The organism is Sphingobium cyanobacteriorum (assembly GCF_030580935.1).
Taxonomy (GTDB): domain Bacteria; phylum Pseudomonadota; class Alphaproteobacteria; order Sphingomonadales; family Sphingomonadaceae; genus Sphingobium; species Sphingobium cyanobacteriorum.
Genome location: NZ_JAUQOM010000017.1, coordinates 1 through 18,441, shown reverse-complemented (window position 1 = coordinate 18,441; position 18,441 = coordinate 1). Strand labels below are relative to the sequence as shown.

Genomic DNA, 18,441 nt, shown 5'->3' with positions numbered 1-18,441 from the left:
GTCAGTCCTACAGGAATAATTTGCACGAACTCTCGTTGTGGCAGCGCCGCACTTCGCCGGCGAACAGCCTTCAGCGGGAGAATATGATGTCCCAACTCGTTGCCGAGCGCACCGCGCTCGTGAATTTCGAACTGATCAAGCCATCCGTCGATCCGGCACCTTTCCTTGCCGAAATCGATCGCCTCGAGAATCCCTGGGACATTGCCACCGGTCGCCAGGACAAGATCAAGGTGCAACGGGAAGCAAGGGTGATCGCCATACGAGGGCTTCGCAAATCGGCCATCGGAAGTCGCGAGCGGCGTGACGTCCATGAGTCCCGCTATACCAGCACCGCACGCTTGTTCCCTTATACGACAGCCTTTCTGGAGAGCTTCGCCTTGGAGTATGGCGGCGAACTGGCTCGTGCAAAGATTGTGTGCCTGCCTGCCGGTCACCGGGTCTATCCACATATCGATCGCGGTGAATATTACGCGCAGCGCGATCGCTTCCACCTGATCCTTCAGGGGCAAGAGGGCAGTTGGCTAAAAGCTGGCGAGGAACAGCTGGAAATGCGCACCGGCGAGCTCTGGCGTTTCGACAACAAGGCGGTGCACGAAGCCTATAACGGTGGTTCTGGCGACCGCATCCACTTCATCTTCGACCTTAAGCCGCTCCCACTCCGCGACGATAAAAATCTGATCGGTGCGGAATAACCAGGCATCGCGAACGTAATGTCTGAACCAATTGATCGTGACGCCGGGAGACCCACATGTTCGTCGAGACCAACCACCATTTTCAGGCCGACGCTTCGACGTCATCCGCCAATCTCGTTCCAGATGCCGAGCGCATGGCAGGATCTGCCATAGAGCGCCGCCTTGCGGCAGCGCGTCGCGCATTCACCACGCGCAATGTCAGCTTCGCCGACGTCCGCTCACTTGACCGAAGCTCCGCGCCAACTGCAGGGGATCTCGTACTTGCCCGCGTCGTGGCGATTGGCCAGCATCCACGTCTGGAAAGCCCTGCGGGGCGGCGGGAAGCGTTGTATCCCGGTGACGAGATCGTCGTGGTCTACGGCAATCGATATGCTCCCGATCAATTTGATGCCGTTGTTCCTGAAACCCTAGATCCCTGCGATCTCGTGGCCGGCGGCGGTATTGCCGCGATCATGAAGGCCAAGCATCACAAGATGAAAAACCCCACTCGCATCGAGCCGATCGGTTTGCTGGCGGGCGAAGGTGACATGATCCTTAATGTGAGCAGCTATTCCAAAATCGCCGCTACGCAGATCAACCCGCTCTGCAAGGTCATCGTCATTGTCGGCACCTCGATGAATGCCGGGAAGACGACGACCGCAGCGACGCTGATCCACGGGCTCAACCGGGCTGGCCTGAAGGTTGGCGCGGCCAAGGTTACCGGAACCGGTTCTGGTGGGGACATCTGGTCAATGGTGGATGCAGGTGCGCGGGTCGCGCTTGACTTCACCGATGCTGGCCATGGCACCACCGCCGGCGTGCCGATCCCGCAGCTCATCGAAGACAGCTTGAACCTGATTGCTGCAGTCAGCCAAGGCAATGACGTAGCGGTGATCGAGGTCGCGGACGGGCTATTTCAAACGGAAACATCCGCCTTGCTTCAGGAACCTCGCTTTGCGGGAGCCATCGACAAGGTCATTCTCGCTGCCGGTGATGCCATGGGCGCAGCGTTCGGGTATCAATGGCTTGCGGCCAAGGGCTTGCCCATTTCTTTGATCGCTGGCTGTGTCGGCTCGTCGCCGCTCGGACTCCGCGAAGCCGCCTGCGCAACCGGGCTGCCCGTTGCGACATTAAGCGAGCTTGGCGATCCGCAAATCGCGCCGCGCTTCTGTTTCGGAGAAACTCTTCTCGCCAGCGCCGCCTGATATGCCGTCGTTTTTCACCGGCAGGCGCAGGTTCCTGTTCGCCGTTCTCTTGCTGTTGTCTTTTGCTCAGGTCGCCTTCGGGGTCGCAGCTGCAGACGCGGTGAGCAAGCTGTTTGCGGGGCTGTCACGGGCAGCAGTGCTGGACAGGTTCGCGGTTGCAACCCTGGTCGGTGCGGTCCTGGCGATTGGCTCGGCCGAATTCGGACGCCGTTGGACAACCGAGGCGCTGGGGCTCGACTATGCCCATACCGTCCGCATGGTTCTCTTCGAGCGCCTACTTCGGCGGCCCTATCGGGGAGGCCGTTCGCGCAGCCGGGGAAATGTACTGCTGCCGTTCGTCGGCGATCTGACCGCCCTGCGCCAATGGTGGGCTGACGGGGTGGCGCGGGGAACATCTTCGACCGTCATCGCAATTGGCCTGTGCCTCTATCTGGGTTGGCATGAACCGGTGTTGGCACTTGCGCTTGGAGGGCTTGTTTTGGGAGCGCTCTGCCTGATTGCCTTCCTGGCGATCCCATACGGACGCGCGACCAGCAGCCAGCGCCGCGAGCGCGGCGCGATGACCGGACTGATTTCCGATCGAGTTGCCAGCGCTCATTCCGTTTTTGCTCTGGGTGGACTGCAACGGGAATTGCGTCAGATCGACAGGCGCATCGCGCGGATGAACAAGGCGGCATTGATCCGTGCTCGCTGGTCAGGCGCAATGCGCGCCATTGCCGCAAGCGCGCATCTGGCCGGTACGCTTGTGACGCTTCTTGTCGCCACTGTTCTGGCCGGAAATGGAGCAATGGAAATTCACAGGGTCGTCGGCTCGATGACTTTGGTCGGATTGCTGGGCGGATGCATCGGCGATCTCGTCCGGTCTTGCGAATTGGCAATACCGGCGCACATTTCGCGCCAAAGGCTGGAAACCCGACTGAACGAGGTCAAACCGATGCTTATGCAGCGGGTGGACAGCAAACGCCGCGCAAAAACTGCCAAGGCACCCATTCTGAGTGTCCAGGGGCTCAAAACTGATACCGGCGCTTTGCCATTTTCAACGATCGCCAAGGCAGGCGATATCATTCTTGTCGATGGCGAGGCTGGCTGCGGCAAGTCGACCCTACTGGCTGCAATTGCCGGTTTTCAACCTCCGTTTGCGGGCCTTATCCTTGCGATTGGCTTTGCCGCTACCCGCCTGCCGCAGAAGCTTCGGCGCGAGGCTGTCGGCTTTGCGGGCAAGGCGGCTCCGTTGCTTCAGGCAACGCTTGCAGCCAATTTGCAGTATCGGCTGCGCCCGCCAATGGATCTGCAAGATCTGACGGACTTGATGAAGGCCACTGGCCTCTCTCACTATGTCACCGCAGACGGTGGCATTGTCCCGCTAAGGCTCAACGACGGCGGCCAACAGCTGCCAGAAGCGCAAATCCAGGCGATACAAATCGTTCGCGCCATGGCTGGAAATCCGCGTCTCCTGATCCTCGACGACCTGTTCGACGGCTTCGATGACAGCGCACTGCAACAGGTGGCTTCACTGCTTCGCGATCATCCCGGCGTTGTGATTCTGGTCAGCCGGCGCCCGGAAATCCGGGCGATTGCCAACCGCGTCTGGACGCTGACCCCTAGTGGGATCGAGGAAGGTCCCGCGCCAGCCTTGCGTCCTGCGAGCGTGCTTCCACTTCCATCTATTCTCAAGGCGTAATGCAATGATCCATCAGCCAATTCACGCCCTGGACGCCGCCAAATCCGGCTTTCGTACAATTCCTGGACCTGTCCAGCGCGAGTACTTCTACCATTTTCCGGCAGGGCTTGATGCGGCTTCGCCCATCATTGTTTCGGTGCACGGGATTTCGATGAATGCGGCCGAGCATATGGTACGCATGCGAAGCCTGGCCGAAGCGGTCGGTGCAGCCGTTATTGCCCCATGTTTCCGCAAGAAGCTCTATCCCCGTTACCAACAGTTGGAGGACAGCAGGACCGGCATCCGCTCTGACCTGGCGCTGATTGACATCCTGTCCGACGTGCGGCGGCGCAGCGGAATCAGGACCTCAAAGATACATATCACCGGCTTTTCCGGCGGCGCCCAGTTTGCGCATCGCTTTGCTTTCTATCACGCCGATCTCGTTGCAAGCTGCGTCAGTTGCTCGGCCGGTTGGTACACCTTTCCCGATCCGCAAATGGCGTTCCCTTTCGGCATCGCGGATAATCTGGGGCCTGCGGGGATGTCGGTACACCCCGATTGGAGGAGCGTGCCCCACCACGTTGTTGTCGGCAGCCGTGATACGGCAATCGAGGAGGCCCTCAACATGACACCGGCAGTCGTGGAGGTGCAGGGTGTGGGCCGCAGGACACGCGCCCGCCGCTGGGTGCGTGAGATGAACCGCGAACGGGCAGGAAATGGCTTGCCTGCCGTAAGCCTTACCGAACTGCGCGGCCTTACCCACGATTATACTGCCGCACATGAAAGGCACGAACTCGCTTTGGTAATCGGCCGCAGGATGGACCTTGCCGGGGCACGGGGGGCCGATTGATGGTTAAGCCTGTCCCCGCCCTGGTGGCTACCCTGGTCCTGCCTGCCCTGCCTTCACCGGCCTTTGGCCAGGATGTCGTGGTCCTCGATGACCAGGGGGTTGGAATCTCTGCTCTTGACCGCGACCTCACTGTTCATCTCGGAGGTAAACTGAACCTCGATGCCCTGGCCGTTGACGGTGCTACCGGCAGCTCAAGTGATGCGCAGGTGCGGCGTGCCCGGGTGAATGTGCGAATTGATTATAAGGACATCGCAACGGTCCGCGTTGAGCGAGAATTCGCCGGCAGCAGGGGATGGCGCAACCTCTACGCCCAGGTCCGGCCAGCAAAAGGCGTACAGCTGCAGGCAGGGCAGTTCAATGTGCCATTCAGCCTCGAAGACATGCAGAGCACCAACATCATCCCATTTCCGGAGCGCTCGCTTGCAGCGGGGCTGACTTCGGAATTCGCTGTGGGTGCGCAGGCGGGCTATTCGGCAAAACGCTTCACGATGCGTGCAGGCTGGTTTGGCAATGCCATGGATACGCCGACAGGCCGCGCGCCTGCGCTAGGACGCGGCGCTGTCGGCCGTGCCACTGTCCTTGCCGTGGATCGTGCGCGCACAAAGCTCCATTTTGGTGTCGGGCTCGAGCGCCGTTCATTCGGTGCGAATGACACGATCCGATATGTTGCAGATTCGGGCAGCACGTTTGGCCCACGCATCCTGCGTACGCCTCAACTGGGCAATATCGATCGGCGCACTGGTTACAACGCAGAGGTCGCATTCTTCTCGCGCAACCTCGCACTGCAAGGCCAATATATCGAGCAGCACATCCGGCAAACGACGGGCCGCAACCGCCGGCTTTCCGGAGGCTATGCCCAAGTGAGCTGGGTTCCGACCGGCCAGCCCTATCGCTATTCACGCAGCGCCGGTATTCTCACCGGACCAGACCTTGGGCGCAAGAAGACCGCCCTGGAACTCGCCGCGCGAGTGTCGTGGCTCGATGCAGAAAATGCCTCGATCGACGGCGGCATCGCCCGCTCGGTTGATGTCTCTGCCGGGCTGTATCTGGGACGCAATTTCCGCTTGCTTGTCAGTGGGACGCAGAGCCGGTTTCGCGAACGCATCGGTGGTCCGGTGGAGCATGTCTACGTAGCGGTGACCCGCGCCCAAATCGCATTCTAGAGCGACGGACAGATCCAGCCTCAATTATTCACATAGACAGACGTTGTCCGCTACTCTTCGCATTACGCACAATTCCAGGTCGCGCATGCTAGGTCGTTGGGGACATGGAAATAGAGCCTACGACCAGGTGCGCGTTTCGATCGCGGCGACGTCGCCATCCTCGGCGATTTCTTTTTCGATCTCCGCTTCGGCGCTCGCGGCATCCGCCGCTGGCTTTGCAAACCGCAGGACGAGATAACCCAGCAAGCCTGAAAGCAAAGAGCCCGACATAACGCCTAGCTTTGCCTCTTCGACTAATTCCGGTGATGTCGCGTAGGCCAACATGCCGATGAACAGGCTCATCGTGAAGCCGATGCCGCACAGTACGGCCAGTCCGTAGACTTGAACCCAGGTCGAGCCGCGCGGACGCTGGGAAATGCCCAGCTTCACCGAAAGCCAGATCGCGGAGAAGATGCCGAGCTGCTTGCCGAGGAACAGCCCCGCAGCGATGCCAAGCGGAAGCGGCTCGAGCAGCGTACTTGGTCCGAAGGCCGTCAACGAAATGCCGGCATTGGCAAACCCGAACAGCGGCACGATCAGGAATGCCGACCATGGATGCAGCCTGTGCTCAAGCCTGTGAAGGGGCGAGTCCGGAGAATCCGGCCGACCAGGCGTTCCCACGACCGGCACTGTGAAAGCCGCCAGAACGCCCGCGATTGTAGCATGGACTCCCGACACCAGAACAGCGAACCACAACAAGGCAAATCCGATAAGATAAGGCGCGAGATGGCGAACACCTGCGCGGTTCATCGTCATCATGCCGCCAAGGATCGCTGCGGCAGAAAGGAGTGCGACGCCTTTGATACTGGCCGTATAAGCAAGCGCGATGATCACCACGGCGCCCATGTCGTCGACAATCGCGACAGTGGTCAGGAACAGCTTGAGCGCGGTAGGCGCGCGGCTTCCGATCAGGGCCATAACCCCTATGGCGAACGCGATGTCCGTTGCTGCCGGGATCGCCCAACCCTGTGCGAGATCTCGCGAACCCGCCGTCACGGCCAGGAATACCGCTGCCGGCACGGCCATGCCGCCAAGCGCGGCGATGAACGGAAGGCGGCGCTGCTGCCAGGTCACGAGACGGCCATCGACGAACTCGCGCTTTATCTCCAGTCCGACGAGCAGGAAAAAGACCGCCATCAGGGCATCGTTGATCCACAGATGCACGGTCATCGGCCCCAGTTTGTCACTCAGGACCGGACCGGTTTGGGCGTGGAGCAGATGGAAATAGGCCTCGGATAGCGAGCTGTTCGCAACGATCATCGCCAGCACGGCCACGATCATGAGGATGACCCCGCCAGCGGCTTCACTCGCCAGAAATTCGCGCAAGGCCGATGACGAGCGAGGGTCATGGTTCATAGTTATCTTCTCCGGAATCACATTTGCCTCACTTCATCACCTTCGTCGCAGCCGGTTGAATGCTCGAATTGAGCGTCCGAGCGGCCGCCCTTCGCCACAACTTCAGAATGGGAAGAAGTGATGGATCGCCAGTACGGCGACAGCCCACGTCAGCAGGTTGAGCGGCAAGCCAACCTTGACGAAGTCCGTGTAGCGATAGCCGCCCATCTGATAGACCAGCACATTGGTCTGATACCCGAAAGGCGTAGCAAAGGCAGCGCTCGCCGCCATCATGATCGTGACCAGGAAGGGCCTCGGACTGACCGCGAGGCTCTCGGCCAAAGCAACCGCGACCGGCGTCAGGAGGACTGCCACCGTCGCGTTGGACAAGAGCTCGGTGAGCAGCAGAGTTGCCCCATAAAGCAGGACAAGCGCTGCGAGCGGTCCCAGGCCATTGACTGAAGAAACCATCCACCCAGTCGCTTCCGCAGCAAGTCCGGTCTGCTCCATGGCGATGCCGATGACGACCATCCCGGCAATCAGCAGCAGAATCTCAGGTCTAAGGCCGGCATAGGCCTGGTCCGGTGAAATAACCCGCAGGAGTATGAGCAGCACTGCGCCGGCAAAGGCGGCAGCGGCGATCGGCACCAAATCCACTGCCGCGACCGCAATAACGATCAGGAACACGGTCACGGAGATCAAGGCCATAGCGGGGCGAAACGGATGGACTTCGGCGAAGACCCGAGTGTCTTCAAGGGAGTCACCCGTGAGATCGACGTGGCTCACGGGATGGCGGGCAACCTCGAGCGATGTGGCCGCATCCTCTGGTGGCAGGGCGTCCGCACCTTTCCCGCTGGCGACAAGCCGGCCGGTAAACAACATCAGGTAGATGCCTCCGGCAATCGCCATTGCGAACCCTACGGGCGTGATTTCGAACAGACCGAACGGCGCCTGTCCCGACGAACGGGCCATGTCGTCAACCAGCAAGTTGGTGGACGTGCCGATGAGGGTGCAGCAGCCGCCCAGAACGGCAAAGTATGACAGCGGCATCAGGAAGCGACGAGGGTCGAGGCCGATCGACTTGGCGACATCGCGAATGACCGGCGCGGCCACGACCACGATTGGGGTGTTGTTGAGGAACGCCGACCCCACTCCGGACATGGTAATCAGGCCCCACAGCCCTGCCGCTCCCGTGCGCCGGCACAGCAGAACCGCCTTGTCGATCGCCTTGTCGAGCAGGCCTGACAACTCCAGCGCATGGGCAATCACGAACAGCGACGCCAGGGTCAGAATCGCGGGGCTCGCGAAGGCGCCCTGGACCTCGCTCGGCCTGACCGCGCCGGTGACAAGCAGGATCGCGGCACCGGTGAGGGCGACGACGTCGGCGCGCATCCGGTCGGCAATGAGTGCAGCCACCACGCCGATCAGGACAGCCAAGGTTATAATCTGTTCAAGGGTCATTTCCTTGAGGACTTACAGGCGGATGACGAGGCGGACAATCGATGCTAGGTTTTTGCCATGATGCACGCGCGCGGGAATGCCGGACCAGTACGCCGAAATGTTCTTGCCGCGCTGGCCCTCGCGGCCGTGGTGCCGGGCATCTCGGGGTGCGAGCAGAAACCCGATCCGACCACTGAGGAAACGGCGGCTCCCAAACCCGAAAAGTCCTCCGCTGCCGTAGACACCCCGACGATCGGCCCACTGCCTGTCGTTGGTCGCTCCGATTTGCTCGCCGCCGCCGCTGCCGCTGCTGACGAAGTCGCCGCCGGAAACTCGTTGCCCAAATCCAATCTCCAGTTGACCAACCGGAGTTTCGAGCTTCGGCTGCCGTTTGCCTGCGACGGCGGCATTCTCGGCAAATGGGGTGAATGGAGCTTTGATCCGAAAACGCGCGTATTGCGCGTTACCTTCCGTCCGCAGAACTGGGGGGATGACCCAATTTTCAACCGCATTGCGGCGGGGGCAGCCTATGATACCGCCGAAGGTTTCTGGATCGAACGACCCTGGACCCGCGCGGAGCAATGTCCCCCCGTCCCGGAACCTTCGCCAGTATCGAAGACCGACCCCGGAAACAGGATCGCTCCAACACCGGTGACATCCGGGAGCGTCGATGGCTCTCTCGCCCTCGTACAGTATTTCTCTCCTGATGCGCCTCGCACACTCCGGCGGGGCAATCGGCCCTATACCTACACTGCGAAAATCGCCGCTGAAGGGCAGGCGCCGCCGCTGGGGCTTCGTATAAAGCTAGTTGGCCGGATTGCCGGGTTTACTGATGGCCAGCCCATTCACTGTGTCCTGAATACATCCTCCAAACCGCCCATTTGTGGCATAGCAGTCGAATTCACTCAGGTGATCCTAGAAGATGCCGCCACGGGCGAGAGTCTTACTGAGTGGGGGGGATAGTCGGACATTCGAACGATCGCCGGGCGCTAACCCTCGCCGACGCCAGTCAGGCTGTCATTCAGCTTCCATTCTGTGGATCAGGTTTCGATCGGGACATCGACAAGTACAGGCACCAGTGTGGCGACCGGGGTATAGAGATCCACTTCGACGGTTGGTGTCTCAAGGCTCACCACCAGAGAATAGCGCGCCTCTTGATCGTACCTTCCCAGCGACTTGCGCTCTCTCCACCATCCTGAGATCGGATGGATATACAGCGCGTTTCGGGCTGCGAGCTCGACAGCCGGCCCTTCCCAGATATCGACATGCAGTGATCCGGAGGAAATCTGCCTTTCGCCAAACAGCCACCCGTCGTTGATTTCGTTGACGGCACGCGGGGCGTCGCGGTCGTACCCTTCGGCGTTGTTGCGGCGGTTGAAATTGCCGAGCGTCTCGCGCGAGCGCTTCAGATCGAAGCGGAGGCCAAACGACTGGTAGCGCGCTGGGTCGAGATTGGTCGCGAAGCTGGGATTGGGCTCCACGAAATAGGACAACGCGACTTTCAATCTGACGCGGGTGTTGTCGAGTTGCTCGAGCACATCCCGCGGCCAGGGAAGCTGGTAGATATGGGCTTCATTGAAGCGAACGCTTCCGCCTTCCATGCGAAACGGACGGATTGTGCTTTGTGCGACTAATGCGAGATCATCGATAGCGGAGGCCATCGCGCGCCCGAGATCGGGAACACCGTAGCCGAAGCGCCTGAGACAGTCAGCCTTGTCACGCTTGGTCGCGCACTGCGCGACCTGCTGTTCCATATGGCCGGTCCAACGCGCACTATGCACCATCAGCGCGCGGATCGTTTCCGGCCAATACTGCGGATAGGCAGCAGTCAATTGGGCGGCCATTCGGGCGGCCTGAGCGGTTGCTGCGCTTGTTGCCCAGAATGCGTCCAACGGCTTCTGGTCGACAAGGCGAGAAGCCGTAAGGAGGGATAGAGAGTCGAGGCCGGCCACCGCTTCAGCACCGCTCGGGCTAAGCGCCCGGTTCCCGGCCTCGAAAACGAGTTCGGGCTTAAACGGAGATTGGCTGGTGTCCCAGAGGAAGGACGTCCGGCTGTAGGGACTGGCGGCGCCAACCGGGGCCATCGCGGACCAGGTGTCGTAGCCCGCCTCGCCGATGCCGGTCTTTTCGGTGTATCCGCCAATGGTAAGAGCGTTCCACGCCTGGGACGGGTCTTCAGCCGGAAAGGCGTCGGCATCAGCGATCTCGGCAGCTACGGAATTATCGGGAATATTGCCTGCTGATAGCAGTACGAGCCGTTTCGGCGGTGGATTCTCAGGGTCGTCGGATTCCGCGCCAGCGGCCACCTGATCGATAGCAGCGCTCCACGCCGTCGCGTCAGCACCACTGCGTCCCTCGTTGGTGACCGCCATGCAGAAGACACGGTCTCTGTCAGGGTTGTTGATCTCGGCGAGCAGGACAGCGCTTTGCGTGATCGGTCCGTAGGAATGGGGATCATTGCCAGGCAATTCCGGGGGCGGCAGTATCTTGACTGATTCCAGGCGGTGGTTGAGCTGGATTGGCTGATTGCCGGCTAGCGGTGCGACGAGATCCCCATGCAGCGCAAGCCCGGCCATCCCGGTGCCATGTCCGGCGCCGTGTTCATGATCATCCCCGCCCCAACCAGTTTCGATCGCCAGAAGGTCATCCGGAGAAAGGGCAGGCTCGATTAGGGGGTGGGCGCGATTGACCCCAGTATCAAGAAGACAGACGGCTGGCGCGTCATTGCCGGGCCAGGTCACTCGCTCTGCGAGATCATCGATAAATGCAGGCACATCGTCCTTCAGGTCCCGGGTGAACACCAAAGGATTGTCGCTCGCGCGGCGAAGCTCGGAAACTCCAGCGGTTGCAAACAACAGCATCTCGATCGATGCGCGCCGCCCATATGCCGGGATCACTGTCGTTTCCGGGAAACGCAGGAAGGTGTCGGGGTTTCCAACATGCAGTCCCAACACCGCGGCGCTGGCGAGAACTCTGTCGGTGCGGTCATTGAAACACCAGAGTGCCCACCACATCTGCGCCTGGGGGTCATCCGGCAGCGCCTCGGGAACATCGCGCCAGAAGCTTTGCAGGCGTGCCGCGCGAATGTGCTCGATCGGTTCGACCCGGGTCTTCTTGGGCGGCGATCCCTTCTCGCTCAGTTCCCCGTTTGTGTAATCCTCGAAGACCTGGGAAAAAGCGTCACGCATGTCATCGGGAACGAACAGGGCAATGCGGCGCACTCCGTTCTCATCAACGATCTCGGCCGCTTGACGCGTCCCCTCCCTTTGCCGTTCAAGGTTGGTGGCACCTGCGGCCCGATTGAGTTCAACCTCGATGAAAACCCCAGCGGCTGGCTCCAGGGCGGCGGGCTGTCCGGGCAGGCCGCGCTGTCCTGCCTCCGCCTCGGCAAAGGCATTGCCCATTTCCGCGATGAGGCGAAGGCCGTGATCTGCGCGGACCCTGTTAAGCGCGCGCTGCCGCGCATTACTGCTTGGCGACTTGAATGTGCGCCGCTGAGCGAGCGCAGTGATATCAATGTGCGGTCGGTTGTGTTCGCTCACAGGGCTCAGCGCTTCACTGAAAACGCCGTTCGCATGGCCTGGCGCTCAGTGAGCTTGGCAACGACCTCTTGAGTGGTCGTCTGATTCCTTTGCTCGAGGATCGCAGTCTTCACGACTTCATCTGCGGCGCGAGCAACCTCGGCCTGACTGAGCCCGCGTGCCGCCTGTTCGATCGCAGTCCATCCCGCGCGCAGGAATTTGAGCGGTTTGAGATTGGCCTTGATGACCGCGCGGATCTGTGCGGCCGTCGGCATCTCAAATTCGAGGACGTCATCAAACCGCCGGAGTAGTGCCCGATCCAGTAGTTCAGGATGATTGGTGGCTGCTATAATTGGGCTGTCCGTCGACGTTTTCTCTTCCATGAACTGCAGGAAGCTGTTCAGCACACGGCGCATTTCGGCAACGTCGTTGGTCGCGGTGCGATGACCGCCGACGGCATCGAATTCATCGAACAGATAGACCCCGCGCCGACGCCGGGTCTCGTCGAAAACCAGACGGAGTTTCGCGGCAGTCTCGCCCATGTAGCGGGTAATCAGTGTTTCGAGGCGAATGATGAACAGCGGCAGTTTCAACTCACCAGCGATGGCCTCGGCGGTCATGGTCTTGCCTGATCCGGGAGGGCCGACGAACAGGAGGCTTCTTGAGGGAACCTTGGCATGCTCGCGCAGCCAATCGCGTTTACGTTGCTGCAGGAGCATCGCATTGAGCCTTTCGGACACCGCCGAGCTCAGAATGACATCCTGAAGATCAACAACGGGATCGCGATAGTCGAGCAGTCCTTCAAGATCGCCTCGCGGCGCGGCAAAGGACACGGGAATGGACGGCTTGACCCCGCCCGCACCGCGCGCGGCATCGACCGCGGAACGGAGCTCGTTTGCGGTATCGCGGTGACCCTGACGTGCTTCCGAGGCCGCGACTTGCAGGGCGATAGAATAGAATTGCGCGTCGTCACCTTCGGCGCGACTGCGTAACATCGCCAGTATTTGCTTGGCGTTTGACATCTATTCTACTCGCTCATCCCCTCGCGTCGATAAATCGGCGACGCACTATGCGATACGTGAAGGCTCCGAAAAATAGAAGCGCCATTGTCACTCCAGGCATGCCTGCTGCCCTGCACTGGTGAGACTGTGCCACCTTCATCTGGCGAAAGCCCGGCCGACCCACACAAGGTGCGACGTGGCATCATGCCGCCTCGACTGCGTGAGCTTCGAAAGTCAGGCCCAGACGCTTGCGGACCGCGCCAAAGATGGCGGCGACGTTGTCCATGCTTGGATTGCCCTGAGCAGAGAGCATGCGATGCAGGCTTTTGCTCGGCCGATTGGTCTCAGCGGCCAGCTGCTCGAACCCAACCGAGGCGTTCACAAGGTCGCGCAAGATCAGGCGCGCAATCTGCGGCTCGCCGTTGAGGAAAGTTGTTGCAGCGTCGTCGAGCATGGCTCTGGCGAAAGCCGGGTCGCGGGCTGCCCGTGCCTTGATTGCCTCGGTAAAATTCCGCGTCAGCGCCACGTCTTTGCCCTTTGAGGATAACCTGCCGCAGGATGGTAACATATACGTTACCGCTTCATCAAGCGGCGAGATTGACGCGCCGCAGCCCTGCCGCGCCCTCGTCGAGCAGGCGGGCAATTTCGTCGGAGGTCCGCCGGACGGCGAGCTTCAGCGCCTCGTCAATGTGGATGTAGTCCTGCGTCACATTCTGGGATGCGTGGCCCAGCATGGCTCGGATGGTCAGCTCGGTGAATCCCAGCTCGCCGGCGATGCTGGCGAAGGTGTGGCGCAAAGTGTGGAGCGTCGCGCCCTCGATCCCGGCCAGCCGGCAGACGCGAATGAAGCAGGCGCTGGAGGCCTGATACGGCCCGGCACCCGTCAACGATGGAAAGACATGGGGATTGCCGGCGATCTCTGCCTGCGCAAGCACAACCCGCAGCGCCTCCGGCCCGATCGCGCGAACCTGGGCGTCGGTCTTGGTATCGGGGAAGGCAACGAACCCTCCTTCGGCATGAGCCCAGGCGCGCTTCATTGCCTGGCCTTCCTCACGTCGGAACCCGGTCAGCGCCAGGAGGCGGACCACCGCAAGTGCGGTCGGGTTCTCGCCGTTGCGCTCGGCATAGGCCATCGCTTTGCCCAGTGCGACGATCTCGGCGGAACTGAGCCGCCGGTTTTTTTTGTTGGTGGCCAGCTTCTTCGCGCCGCGAGTAGGGTGCTCGGTCAGCAGACCCTTGTGCTTGGCATGACCCAGGATCGCCTGAAGCGTGCCGAGGCAGCGCGCCGCGACGCCCGGACCGCCTGCGGCCTTGCCGCCGCGTCCGCTGCCGCGCGCCTTGGCCGTCTTTCCGTCCCGCACATCGGACTGCATCTGCTCGACTTCGGCGATCGTCAGGTGCTTGGCGTGCCGCTTGCCAAGCAATGGCTTGATGTGCGTGTTGATCCGGCTCTCGTCCATCTTGAGCGAGGTTTCCTTGATCGGCCGGTTCTTGCGTCCGAGAATATTCCCGGCGCGAGCCTCGGTCAGGTACCAGTCGCACATCTGGGCGACCGTCATTCCCTTGCGAGCCTCGTGGACCGCCACTGCCGGGTCGTCGCCCGCCGCCACTTCTCCAAGCTTGATCTTTGCCAGATCGCGCGCGCGCTCGACCGTGATCACCCCATATCGGCCGAGGTTGATCCGCCGCTTGATGCCCTCGGCATTGCGGTACTGGACGATGAAGGTCTTGAGTCCTGACGGAAGCGCACGGACGCCGAAGCCCCGGATTTCGCTGTCCCACAGAACTGCCTGCGCCTGTCCGTCCGCGCTGAAGGCATCGACCGAGCGCTTATTGATCTTGGCAGTCGGCATCGTTACCACTCCATTTGGAGACAAAGCTCGAAACGAGGCTTTCTGTCTCCGTATTGTCTCCAATTTTTGCCGTTTCGTGGCGAAAACAAGAGTAGGATGGCGCGACGTGAACCGCAACAACTATCAGATTTACCGTGCTATTTCGTAGAATCGGCTAGGCTGGCGAAAGTGCTTGAATCGTTTTGCCAAGGTTGGGGTCGAGGGTTCGAATCCCTTCGCCCGCTCCAGAAATCATAGATAGAAAACAGTAGGTTACATGCCTTCCCCCGGTGGGGAGATAAGGCTGCAAGTGCCTGTGCGGGTATCGCCTGGGCTATAGCGCAAAGCGTTGCCAGCGCGCAAAATTGGCCCCAAGGTGAGCGTTTCCGCCAGCTTGCGCCATACTTTCTCGGGCTACTCGAGGGTATAGCCGCGCACAAAACAGCCGGAGATGGCCAATAAAAGTTGGTCCACTCCTGACGCGAGCGGTAAGTTGTGCGGGCAAAGGAGCGAGAAATGCCTCTCCCCAACGGCCTATACAAGATCGCCTTTCGATCCGCATCGGGCACCGACTATGGCGTTGCGTACATGCAAGACGGCCGGCTGCGCGGCGGCGACAGCGGCATGGCCTACGTCGGCAGCTACGAGCAGGACGGCGACCTGCTAACGGTACAGCTCTCCGTGACCCAGCATCGGGCAATCGCCGGCGGGATTGGGAATATCTTGGGCTACCCGAACATCCATATCGAGATGGCGGGCCTTATCGACGACGGCCGGCTTAACCTGCGGGGCACGTCCAAAGAGGTGCCGAGCGTGCGGTTCGAGGCGAGGTTGTCGCACCTGGCAGACTGATCGACGATAGAGGCGCAGATATGCTATTGTGAAAGAATGTCCGACGAGCATCCCGCAATTCGAGCTTTTCTGGTTGCTGGCACAATCGTGGCCGCGTCCACGGCATATTTCTTGTCGCCACTAATGCGATTTGCAAATTTAGGCGTGTTTCCGTTGGCGGGTATTGGCTTAGGGATAGGCGCAGGAGGATCTTGGCTCGCCTTGAGGCAAAGATGGGGAACTGCCTGGGAAGTGGTGTACAGTGCGATTGCGCTCGTAAGTTTATTCGGACTTACCTGGATGACCATCGACATGATTGCCATGGCAAATGCTAATGATCGCCGCTGTCTCGCGATACAGAATGACATGCTGTCGGCAAAACCAACAAGAGCGGATAGCTCTGATTTGTTTGCGGCGCTAGGATGCAGACCGCAAGGGGCGGGTAAAGCCGTGTTTCCGGCGCTTCCAAAGAACAAGGTAAGTGCAGTATCCCCTCGATCCAAAGCTCCCCTTCCGCCGCATCTAGCTCTGCCACCGAAGCCGGAATCCAAACCATGACCAAGAACAATAAGACCATCGCCCAGGACTCGGCTCGCCCCAAGCCTCCGCCAGCTACCACCAGCTCTGCGCCTCCGCCGCCACCTCCAAGCAAAAGGGCCAGCTAATGCCTGACCGCGATCGGCCAAATCCGGGCACGTCTACACAGCCGAAGGCGCCGCCCCCGCCGGCATCTCCGCCGCCGCCGCCACCACCGCCGAGCAGGTAAGCGATGCGACACAAACTATGCGTGATTGTGGGTGACGACTGGGAAAAGCGGTCTAGCGAACCCAAAGCACCGCCGCCGCCGCCGCCGGAAGCCCCTCCGCCCCCGCCGCCTAGCCGGTAGGACGCTTAAGAAGGCGTACCTTAACCTTTCGGACCTTCGAAGCTGGAATAAACGTAAGCTCGTCGCCGTGATACTGATCGCGAATGCCGTCTATGGCCACAAACTTCTTCGCGCCCGGCTCGCATCGGTGGGTGACGTATAGCGCAATGTCGCCATTGGGGCCGAGGATACATGGTCCAAACGGGGCGTCCGCAAACGGGCGTGTGTCGTTGCAGAAGAGAACGCTGTCGTCTTCGAGATGGACAGTGATTTGACAGTAGTAAATTTTGCGATTGTGCTGGGTAATTCGTGACCAAGCACTGGGTGTTTCGTCGGACCACGATAGGTCGATTTTACGGACAACCCACAGCATCGCGTCGGCCAGGAAGAAGCGCCAGAGGCCGCCGCCAACAATTGCAACCACTATAGCGGCGGAAGCCCGCCACCATCCGAACCTTGCCGGCAAAAGTGTAAGGACCGCCGTTGCGCACAAGCCGAAGGCGATCGTGCGGAAGGTAACGTCGATCGCTTTGTGATGCTCGCGTATCCCAAGATACGCCAACATATAAGCGACATATCCGCTGCCCAGCGCCAGTTGGATTTCCCACGGTAGATTTAGGAGCTTTTCGTCCATATTCGTGGTTCTAGCATAGGTGCCAAAATTCGCCAGCGATGCGGCGGTCGCGGGCGTCGCGGGTGTCGCACCGCATATTTTACCAACGAGCGCCATGGGGCCGCCGGGCTGCCCTCTCTTTTTCTTAAGATGTTAAAAGAGGCGGAATCGACCCCCGCGACCACAGCCTCTCGCCGAATACACGGGATTTAGATCCTCGCACCGGACGCGATCCAAATTTTCGATTTGCGATCTTCGCAATTTCCCCCGCCTTATGTACGGGCGCCGGACCAACGGGAGCCGCTGGACCATGCCATTTCGCTTGCGCGACCCGAGCGACTACCAGGTGAGCGTGCTGAAGGTGGTTGGGACGAACGACGTAGGCCGCCTGGGCGAGATTGAGGCTTTGTGGAAGAGGAAGTTGATGAGCCGAGACATTGGACTGAACCGGAATTGATCCCGTGATGAAGCCCTTGCCCGAGAGACCTTGATCGAGCGCCCACCATTCCCCAAATCGGTTGTCCATATAAGGGGAGGAAGTTGGATGGCAGAAAGACCGTTTGTTGAAGCCGCATTGCGGAATGAACCGCCCCGGGATTGCCGGAGGCCATTCGGTTTAAGTTATGCGGCCATGGGAGTGTCGTCCAGCATGGCGTAGTAGCGTTCCTCGGCTTCGGCAGGTGGGATGTTGCCGATAGGCGCGAGGAGCCGGCGGTTGTTGAACCAGTCGACCCATTCGAGCGTGGCGTATTCCACGGCCTCGAATGAGCGCCACGGACCTCGCCGGTGGATCATTTCGGCCTTGTAAAGACCGTTGATCGTTTCGGCCAAGGCGTTGTCATAGCTGTCGCCAACGCTCCCGACCGATGGCTCGACCCCAGCCTCGGCAAGACGCTCGGTATACTTGATCGAGACATACTGGCTGCCGCGGTCGCTGTGGTGGATCAGGCCGCCACGATGGACGGGCCGCCGATCATGGATCGCCTGTTCGAGCGCATCGAGCACGAAGCTGGCATGCGCTGTCCTGCTCACCCGCCAGCCCACGATATAGCGGGCGTAGACGTCGATCACGAACGCCACGTAGACGAACCCCGACCACGTCGCGACGTAAGTGAAGTCCGACACCCACAGCATGTTCGGCGCCGGTGCATGGAACTGGCGGTTGACCTGATCGAGCGGACAGGGCGCGGCCTTGTCGCTCACCGTCGTCTTGACCGGCTTGCCACGGATCACACCCTGCAGGCCGAGGTCACGCATCAACCGTTCCACCGTGCAGCGGGCAATATCGAACCCCTCACGCTGCATCTGCCGCCACACCTTGCGCACGCCATAAACCTTGAAGTTGGCGTCGAACACGCGCCGAACCTCTGGCTTCATCGCCTCGTCACGCTGAGCACGTGGTGAGAGACGGGACG

General features: G+C 60.7%; 15 protein-coding genes. 7 read left to right on the top strand and 8 right to left on the bottom strand.

Going from position 1 to position 18,441, the window contains the following annotated elements:
- Nucleotides 1–83: 83 nt before the first annotated feature.
- Genes Q4610_RS19110 through Q4610_RS19090 form a run of 5 tightly spaced genes read left to right on the top strand, consistent with a single transcriptional unit; the run spans nucleotide 84 to nucleotide 5,549 of the window.
- Nucleotides 84–692 (top strand): aspartyl/asparaginyl beta-hydroxylase domain-containing protein, encoded by a 609-nt coding sequence (locus Q4610_RS19110; protein ID WP_304537465.1) that lies wholly within the window; start codon nucleotides 84–86, stop codon nucleotides 690–692.
- Between the two features lie 56 nt (nucleotides 693–748).
- Nucleotides 749–1,876, top strand: coding sequence for a DUF1611 domain-containing protein (locus Q4610_RS19105; RefSeq protein ID WP_304537464.1), 1,128 nt, complete (start codon nucleotides 749–751; stop codon nucleotides 1,874–1,876).
- Entirely contained in the window at nucleotides 1,812–3,557 is a 1,746-nt protein-coding gene (locus tag Q4610_RS19100) for an ABC transporter transmembrane domain-containing protein (protein ID WP_304537463.1), read from the top strand. The genes Q4610_RS19105 and Q4610_RS19100 overlap by 65 nt, the downstream gene beginning before the upstream one ends.
- Nucleotides 3,558–3,561: 4 nt before the next feature.
- Nucleotides 3,562–4,386, top strand: a complete 825-nt coding sequence (locus Q4610_RS19095; RefSeq protein WP_304537462.1) for an alpha/beta hydrolase family protein — start codon at nucleotides 3,562–3,564, stop codon at nucleotides 4,384–4,386.
- Entirely contained in the window at nucleotides 4,386–5,549 is a 1,164-nt protein-coding gene (locus tag Q4610_RS19090) for an OprO/OprP family phosphate-selective porin (RefSeq protein WP_304537461.1), read from the top strand. The genes Q4610_RS19095 and Q4610_RS19090 overlap by 1 nt, the downstream gene beginning before the upstream one ends.
- Before the next feature lie 117 nt (nucleotides 5,550–5,666).
- Here the strand turns inward: Q4610_RS19090 and nhaA are convergent, their stop codons facing one another.
- The gene (nhaA, locus tag Q4610_RS19085) at nucleotides 5,667–6,944 is read right to left on the bottom strand and encodes a Na+/H+ antiporter NhaA (RefSeq protein WP_304537460.1); all 1,278 of its coding nucleotides are present in this window, start codon (nucleotides 6,942–6,944) and stop codon (nucleotides 5,667–5,669) included.
- A gap of 102 nt (nucleotides 6,945–7,046) precedes the next feature.
- Nucleotides 7,047–8,384 (bottom strand): SLC13 family permease, encoded by a 1,338-nt coding sequence (locus Q4610_RS19080; protein WP_304537459.1) that lies wholly within the window; start codon nucleotides 8,382–8,384, stop codon nucleotides 7,047–7,049.
- 57 nt (nucleotides 8,385–8,441) lie between these two features.
- Between Q4610_RS19080 and Q4610_RS19075 the strand changes: the two genes are divergently transcribed.
- The gene (locus Q4610_RS19075) at nucleotides 8,442–9,326 is read left to right on the top strand and encodes a hypothetical protein (RefSeq protein ID WP_304537458.1); all 885 of its coding nucleotides are present in this window, start codon (nucleotides 8,442–8,444) and stop codon (nucleotides 9,324–9,326) included.
- A gap of 77 nt (nucleotides 9,327–9,403) precedes the next feature.
- Here the strand turns inward: Q4610_RS19075 and Q4610_RS19070 are convergent, their stop codons facing one another.
- From Q4610_RS19070 to Q4610_RS19055, 4 genes are all read right to left on the bottom strand, one after another.
- Nucleotides 9,404–11,905 (bottom strand): S8 family peptidase, encoded by a 2,502-nt coding sequence (locus Q4610_RS19070; protein ID WP_304537457.1) that lies wholly within the window; start codon nucleotides 11,903–11,905, stop codon nucleotides 9,404–9,406.
- Nucleotides 11,906–11,910: 5 nt separating this feature from the next.
- The gene (locus Q4610_RS19065) at nucleotides 11,911–12,906 is read right to left on the bottom strand and encodes an AAA family ATPase (RefSeq protein ID WP_304537456.1); all 996 of its coding nucleotides are present in this window, start codon (nucleotides 12,904–12,906) and stop codon (nucleotides 11,911–11,913) included.
- A 181-nt stretch (nucleotides 12,907–13,087) separates the two neighbouring features.
- Nucleotides 13,088–13,411: a helix-turn-helix domain-containing transcriptional regulator gene (locus Q4610_RS19060; RefSeq protein WP_304537455.1), complete on the bottom strand. Its 324-nt coding sequence runs from the start codon at nucleotides 13,409–13,411 to the stop codon at nucleotides 13,088–13,090.
- A gap of 58 nt (nucleotides 13,412–13,469) precedes the next feature.
- Nucleotides 13,470–14,738: a tyrosine-type recombinase/integrase gene (locus tag Q4610_RS19055; RefSeq protein WP_304537454.1), complete on the bottom strand. Its 1,269-nt coding sequence runs from the start codon at nucleotides 14,736–14,738 to the stop codon at nucleotides 13,470–13,472.
- A 495-nt stretch (nucleotides 14,739–15,233) separates the two neighbouring features.
- Here Q4610_RS19055 and Q4610_RS19050 point away from each other — a divergent pair, with 495 nt between their 5' ends.
- Nucleotides 15,234–15,569, top strand: a complete 336-nt coding sequence (locus Q4610_RS19050; protein WP_304537453.1) for a GrlR family regulatory protein — start codon at nucleotides 15,234–15,236, stop codon at nucleotides 15,567–15,569.
- 854 nt (nucleotides 15,570–16,423) lie between these two features.
- Here Q4610_RS19050 and Q4610_RS19045 read toward each other — a convergent pair.
- Nucleotides 16,424–17,143, bottom strand: coding sequence for a hypothetical protein (locus Q4610_RS19045; RefSeq protein WP_304537452.1), 720 nt, complete (start codon nucleotides 17,141–17,143; stop codon nucleotides 16,424–16,426).
- 504 nt (nucleotides 17,144–17,647) lie between these two features.
- Nucleotides 17,648–18,441: IS3 family transposase (locus tag Q4610_RS19040; RefSeq protein WP_304537451.1), on the bottom strand; the 794-nt coding region annotated here is incomplete at its 5' end.

Excerpts from the sequence above, each read along its gene's own strand:
- Q4610_RS19045 (WP_304537452.1), bottom strand. The coding sequence starts at position 17,143 with ATGGCGCTCGTTGGTAAAATATGCGGTGCGACACCCGCGACGCCCGCG.
- Q4610_RS19075 (WP_304537458.1), top strand. The coding sequence starts at position 8,442 with ATGATGCACGCGCGCGGGAATGCCGGACCAGTACGCCGAAATGTTCTT.
- Q4610_RS19065 (WP_304537456.1), bottom strand. The coding sequence starts at position 12,906 with ATGTCAAACGCCAAGCAAATACTGGCGATGTTACGCAGTCGCGCCGAA.
- Q4610_RS19110 (WP_304537465.1), top strand. The coding sequence starts at position 84 with ATGATGTCCCAACTCGTTGCCGAGCGCACCGCGCTCGTGAATTTCGAA.
- Q4610_RS19090 (WP_304537461.1), top strand. The coding sequence starts at position 4,386 with ATGGTTAAGCCTGTCCCCGCCCTGGTGGCTACCCTGGTCCTGCCTGCC.
- Q4610_RS19055 (WP_304537454.1), bottom strand. The coding sequence starts at position 14,738 with ATGCCGACTGCCAAGATCAATAAGCGCTCGGTCGATGCCTTCAGCGCG.
- Q4610_RS19105 (WP_304537464.1), top strand. The coding sequence starts at position 749 with ATGTTCGTCGAGACCAACCACCATTTTCAGGCCGACGCTTCGACGTCA.
- Q4610_RS19080 (WP_304537459.1), bottom strand. The coding sequence starts at position 8,384 with ATGACCCTTGAACAGATTATAACCTTGGCTGTCCTGATCGGCGTGGTG.
- Q4610_RS19050 (WP_304537453.1), top strand. The coding sequence starts at position 15,234 with ATGCCTCTCCCCAACGGCCTATACAAGATCGCCTTTCGATCCGCATCG.
- nhaA (WP_304537460.1), bottom strand. The coding sequence starts at position 6,944 with ATGAACCATGACCCTCGCTCGTCATCGGCCTTGCGCGAATTTCTGGCG.
- Q4610_RS19095 (WP_304537462.1), top strand. The coding sequence starts at position 3,562 with ATGATCCATCAGCCAATTCACGCCCTGGACGCCGCCAAATCCGGCTTT.